This is a genomic window from Micromonospora maritima (assembly GCF_902825405.1).
Taxonomy (GTDB): Bacteria; Actinomycetota; Actinomycetes; order Mycobacteriales; family Micromonosporaceae; genus Micromonospora; species Micromonospora maritima.
Window position 1 is genome coordinate 1 of sequence record NZ_CADEAU010000356.1, and the last position, 5,653, is coordinate 5,653.

Here is a 5,653-nt window from a genome sequence, read left to right on the forward strand (position 1 = left end):
ACAGTCCCGGCGCACCGGCACCACCCGGCAGGCCGTGGTCTCGGCGAGCCACGCCGCCGTCGTCGGCGGGGGCGCGGAGAGCACCATCGGCACCGCCGGCCAGTCGGCGGCCCGCCGGGCCGCCGCGGCGAACACGGACAGCGCCAGCGGCTCGGTGACGTCGATCTCCTCCAGGTCGACCACCAGGGCATCCGGCTGCTCGGCCAGGCACCGGTCCAGCACCTCGTGCACCGCGCGCATCGTGCCCAGGTCGAGCGCTCCGGCCAGCCGCACCACGGTGACCGGGGACTCGTCGCGGACCTCGCACCTGATCCGGGTCGACATCGGGCCCTCGTTTCTGTCCGTCGGGGAGGACTACGCACCTACCCGCGGCCCGGGCCGGTGAAACCGGGCATCCGGGCCGGGACGGCAGGTCAGCGGCGGTTCGCGCGCCGGCCCGCCAGCAGGCCCAGGGCCGGCATGGCCACACCCAGCAGCAGGTGCAGCCAGGTGCCGGCCCGGTCGACCGCCAGGAGGTTCGCCGCGCTGCGCCGGTCGACCGCCAGGTCGTAGAGCCAGAGCACCAGGAAGACCGCGCCGCCACCGAGCAGGAACGCGCGGGCGCCGGCGACCGTACGGGCCAGCGTCAGGCCGGCCACGCCGAGGACCAGGTTGACGAGGTTGTGCAGCACCGAGACCTGGAGCAGCCCGAGCAACCGGGCGCCGGAACCCGGCCCGGTGAAGCGCAGGTCGGCGTAGGCGCTGGTCACCCCCGGCACGAAACCCAACGCGCCGAGCAGCAGCAGGAACACGGCGAACGCCGAGGCGACCCGGCGCACCGGCGCCCGCCCGTCGGCCGGGTTGCGCCGGGCCCGTGAGTGCGCCATCGAGTTCGTCACGCCGGCCCTCCTCGCCACCGCGGGGACCGACGGTTTCCCCGGCCCACCGGCGACAAACGCCGAACCGGTGGGCCGGATCCCGCTCAGACGGGCTGCAACGGCACCGTGGCGCCGTGGCGGACCCGGTCGTACAGTTCCACGTACCGCTCGGCCATCCGGGCCGGGGTGAACCGCGTGGCCGCCTCCCGCCGGCACTCGTCCGGCTCCAGCAACCCGGCCGCCAGCACCAGGTCGCCCAGCTCCTCCTCGTCCGCGGTGAGCAGACCGGTGCGGCCGTGCTCGATCAGCTCCGGCAGGCAGCCCCGGGCGGTGGCCACCACCGGCGTGCCCAGCGACAGCGACTCGACCACCGCCGTCCCACCCGGCTCCTCCCAGCGCAGCGGGAACAGCGACGCCCGCGCCGAGGCGACCAGGTCGTCGCGTTCCCGCCCGGCCACCGTGCCCACCCAGCGCACCCGCTCCCCGTCGACGTACGGGGCGACGTGCTCGTGGAAGAACCGCACGTCCGGGTTCTGCCGGGCCTCGTCGCCGGCCGCGGCCAGGTCCTCCGGCCGGTGGTACGGGCCGACCGGACCGGCCAGCACCAGCGGGAAGCCCACCTCGTGGGCCAGCCGGGCGCCCAGGTCCTGCCCCTTGCCCGGATTGATCCGGCCCAGGATCACCAGGTGGTCGCCCTTCGGCGTGGCCGGCCGGCGGTCCGCGTCCACCGCGAGCGGCGTGGACAGGTGCACGTGGCCGACCGAGTGTTCCCGCAACGCCCGCGGCGCGCGGGCCAGCTGTGAGGCGGACACGCCGTTGACCCGGACCCGGTCGCCGCCGTCGAGGTTGCCGTACAGCTCCGGGTGCTTGGCCAGGTCCCAGTGCAGCGTGTGCAGCGCCGGCGGGGCGTCCGGCCCCATCGCGGCCATGGTGGCCAGCCCGACCGCCTCCACGTGGTCGTGCACCAGGTCGATGTCGTCGCGGCGGTGCAGCGCCCGCACCACCCCGGCCAGATGCGCCTGCGACACGCCGCAGACCTGGTTGTACGGCCGCTGCAACGCGTGGAACTGCCCGTCCGGAAAGACCGCGATCTTCTCGTCCACCGGCAACGTGCTGCTCTCCACCGAGGCCAGCACCACCCGTACGCCGAGCCGGCGCAGCTCCGGCACCAGCGTGGCGACGACGTTCTCGATCCCCCCGTAGCCGGGTGGCGGCACGGACAGCCACGGCCCGGCGTTCATCAGCACGGTGAGCGTCATGCGCTGTCCTCTCTCGGTGTTCCCGGTGTCATGCGGACCCCTCTTGGTGTTCCCGTGTCACGCGGCGACCCGGCGGTGCGGGATGCGGTGCCGCAGTTGCGCCAACGGCGGCCGTTCCTCGACCGAGACGTCGTTGACGACGATCTCCCGATCCAGGTTGGGCAGCGCCTCCGAGCCGCCCCGGCGGAACTGGGTCAGCAGCGCGGTCGGCGCCACCCCGGGCGCCGCCCAGCCCCGTCGTTGCAGCCGCGACCAGGCGGTCAGCATGATCTGCGCCGACATCCGGCCCAGCGCGGCGGTGTCCTGGTGCCGGTGCTTGCGCTCGCCCAGGTCGACCTGGGCCAGGGCGTCCAGCCCGACCAGCTCCAGCAGGTCGATGAGCATCGCCGTCTCCACCCCGTACCCGGTGACGAACGGCACCCGCTCCAGCACCTCGCGGCGGCCGGCGTACTCGCCGGCGAGGGGCTGCACGAAGCCGGCCAGCTCCGGCCAGAACAGGTTGAGCAGTGGCCGGGCCATCAGCTCCGTCACCCGGCCGCCGCCGTCGGGCTCGACGCTCGTCGCACCGACCAGGGGCCGGTGGTAGAAGCCCTTGACGAACTCCACGCTCGGGTCGGTGAGCAGCGGACCGAGCAGCCCGGTGACGAAGTGCGGCCGGAACTCGCGCAGGTCGGCGTCGATGAACGCGACGATGTCCCCCTCGGCCGCGGCCAGGCCGGCCCAGAGCGCGTCGCCCTTGCCGGTCAGGCGCGGCAGGCCGCGCGTCATCGCGTCCTGGCCCACCACCTCGGCGCCGGCGGCGCGGGCCACCTGCGCGGTCCGGTCGGTGGACCGGGAGTCCACCACGATCAGCTCGTCGACCAGCGGCACCCGGTCGATCAGGTGTTCCCGGATGGTCGACACGATCGCGCCGACCGTGGCCTCCTCGTTGCGCGCCGGCAGCACCACGCTGACCCGGCTGTTTCCCTTGGCCCGGACCAGCCGACGGGCCGGCCAGTCGTCGGCCGTACTGGTCCGGTACGTGGCCCACGCCTCCACCACCGGTGAGACGGTCACATCTGTATCCCGCACGGGCACCCCCATCAGTGGCGGAATCGCGAACTCCTGTTTTTCCCAGTACCGCATCCGCGCTAACCGGATCTTGCCTAACAACTCGATCACCAGGTGCGTACCGGGTGGTTCCCGGCGGATGAACGTTGCGTTGCGCGCCACCTCGCGTTTGGCGCGACGCCGGCCAGGGGAGTGCTGTCGACGGTTTGTTCAGTCGTGGTGGGAGGGGCGGTCGGATGCGGGTGGGACTGGTCGGAGCCGGCGGGGTGGCGCAACGCCACGCCCGCGTGCTCACGGGGTTCGAGGACGTGGAACTGCTCGGTGTGACCGACGTCGCGCCGGACGCGGCGCGGGCGCTCGCCGACGCGCACGGCGGGCGGACCTTCCGGGACGTGGACGAGTTGCTGGCCGCCGGCCCGGACGCGGTGTACGTCTGCGTGCCGCCGTTCGCCCACGGCCCGGCGGAGGAGGCGGTCGTCGCCGCCGGCGTACCGATGTTCGTGGAGAAGCCGGTCGCGGTCGACCTGGAGACGGCCGAGCGGATCGCCGACCTGGTGCAGCGGCGCGGCCTGCTGACCGGCGTCGGGCACCACTGGCGTTACCTGCACGTGGTCGAGGAGGCGCGGCGGCTGCTCGCCGACCGTCCGGTGCGGATGGTCAACGGCGCCTGGCTGGACAAGGTGCCGCCGGTGGCCTGGTGGGCCCGGCGGGACCGCTCCGGCGGCCCGGTGGTCGAGCAGGCCGCCCACGTGCTGGACCTGGTCCGGCTGCTGGTCGGCGAGGCCACCGAGGTCACCGCGTACGGCGACGGGACCCCGCCGCCGGTCGACGGCGCCGACATCGACTCGGTCACCGCGGCCACGCTGCGCTTCGCCTCCGGGGCGGTCGGCACGCTCGCCGCGGCCTGCGTGCTCACCTGGAAGCACCGCGCCGGCCTGGAGATCCTCGCCGACGGCCTGGCCCTGTCGCTGGCCGAGGACGGCCTGACCGTCCGGGACGCGGACGGCGAGCGGCACCTGCCCGCCGACCCGGACGGTGCCCGGGTCGCCGTCGACCGGGCCTTCGTCGACGCCGTCCGGGGGATCGGCGACGACGTCCGGGTCCCGTACGCCGAGGCCCTGCGCACCCAGCGGCTCGCGCTGGCGGTCGCCGAGTCGGCACGGACCGGCCGTCCGGTGGCGCTGCCCACCGGGCCGGCGGCCCGGCTCACCGCCGCGGTCGCGGACACGGGGGTGGGCGTCGATGCGTGACCGGGTGGTGGTGGTCAGCGGCCCCGGCCGGGTCGAGCTGGTCGAGCAGGACGCGGCCGAGCTGCGCGAGGGCACCTTCCGGGTGGAGACGCTCTTCAGCGGCGTCTCCGCCGGCACCGAGCTGAGCTACGTCAAGGGCACCAACCCCTACCTGCACGTCACCTGGGACGCCGCGCTCGGGCTGTTCCGGCCGGGAGAGGCCAGCACCCCGTACCCGGTGACCCGGCTCGGTTACATGCAGGTCGGCCGCGTGGTGGAGAGCCGCACCCCGGCCGTCGCGGTGGGCACGGTCGGCGCCATGACGTACGGCCACCGCAGCGGCTGGGTCGCCGATCCGGTGGCCGAGCGGTTCGTGCCGCTGCCCGACGACCTCGATCCGCTGCTCGGCGTCTACGTCGCACACATGGGGCCGATCTGCGCCAACGGGCTGCTGCACGCCGCCGCCGACCTGTGCGGCACCGACGTGCGCACGCTCGGCGACGGGGTACGCGGCCGCCGGGTCGCGGTGGTCGGCAGCGGTGTGGTCGCCCTGCTCACCGCGCTGTTCGCCCGCCGTCACGGCGCCGCCTCGGTGGTCGTGGTGGACCCGACTCCGGCTCGCCGGGAGGTGGCCGAGGCGCTCGGCCTGGAGACCCTCGACCCGGAGGCCGACGACCCGGCGGTGGTGCTCAAGACCCGGTGGAACCACGCGGCCGGCGACCGGGGCGCGGACGTGGTCTTCCAGTGCCGAGGCCAGGACTGGGCGTTGCAGCTGGCGCTGCGGCTGCTGCGTCCCCAGGGCACCGTGATCGACCTGGCGTTCTACCAGGGCGGCGCGGACGCCGTCCGGCTCGGGGAGGAGTTCCACCACAACGGGCTGTCGCTGCGCTGCGCGCAGATCGGCCGGGTGCCCCGTGGCCTCACCCCGACCTGGGACCGGGAGCGGCTGTCCGCCGAGACGGTGGACCTGCTGCGCCAGTACGGCGACCTGATCCGCAAGCACGTGGTCTCCGCGGTGGCGCCGCTGGACGAGGCGCCGACGCTGCTGACCGACCTGGCCGAGCGCCGTCGCTCGGAGCTGCAGGTGGTCCTGACCGGCTGACGCGGGTGCGCCCGCGGCCGACCCGGTGCGGCGTCCGGCTACCGTTCGGACATGACCGCCGAAGCCGGCCCGACGCCGGGGCTCGCCGCGTTGCTGCCCTACCTGCGCGCCCACCGCGGCACCCTCGTCGCGGTGGGCGCGTTGTCGCTCACCGGC

At 74.8% G+C, this 5,653-nt stretch carries 6 protein-coding genes; 2 read left to right on the forward strand and 4 right to left on the reverse strand.

What is annotated here, in order from left to right; all coding sequences use genetic code 11:
- The 4 genes from HUW36_RS24265 to HUW36_RS24280 form a co-directional block, all read right to left on the reverse strand.
- On the reverse strand, positions 1 to 324 hold a 324-nt coding region (locus HUW36_RS24265), incomplete at its 3' end, for an STAS domain-containing protein (RefSeq protein WP_343044359.1).
- 89 nt (positions 325 to 413) lie between these two features.
- Complete coding sequence (locus tag HUW36_RS24270) at positions 414 to 866, reverse strand: DUF4383 domain-containing protein (RefSeq protein WP_217428866.1); 453 nt, start codon at positions 864 to 866, stop codon at positions 414 to 416.
- Positions 867 to 961: 95 nt separating this feature from the next.
- The gene (locus tag HUW36_RS24275) at positions 962 to 2,116 is read right to left on the reverse strand and encodes a glycosyltransferase (RefSeq protein WP_174530292.1); all 1,155 of its coding nucleotides are present in this window, start codon (positions 2,114 to 2,116) and stop codon (positions 962 to 964) included.
- A gap of 57 nt (positions 2,117 to 2,173) precedes the next feature.
- The gene (locus HUW36_RS24280) at positions 2,174 to 3,187 is read right to left on the reverse strand and encodes a glucosyl-3-phosphoglycerate synthase (RefSeq protein WP_246248308.1); all 1,014 of its coding nucleotides are present in this window, start codon (positions 3,185 to 3,187) and stop codon (positions 2,174 to 2,176) included.
- Positions 3,188 to 3,402: 215 nt separating this feature from the next.
- Between HUW36_RS24280 and HUW36_RS24285 the strand changes: the two genes are divergently transcribed.
- Both HUW36_RS24285 and HUW36_RS24290 read left to right on the forward strand, forming a co-directional pair.
- Positions 3,403 to 4,416: a Gfo/Idh/MocA family protein gene (locus HUW36_RS24285; protein WP_174530293.1), complete on the forward strand. Its 1,014-nt coding sequence runs from the start codon at positions 3,403 to 3,405 to the stop codon at positions 4,414 to 4,416.
- Positions 4,409 to 5,497, forward strand: a complete 1,089-nt coding sequence (locus HUW36_RS24290; RefSeq protein ID WP_174530294.1) for a zinc-binding dehydrogenase — start codon at positions 4,409 to 4,411, stop codon at positions 5,495 to 5,497. Before HUW36_RS24285 ends, HUW36_RS24290 begins: the two co-directional genes overlap by 8 nt.
- Positions 5,498 to 5,653: the final 156 nt, after the last annotated feature.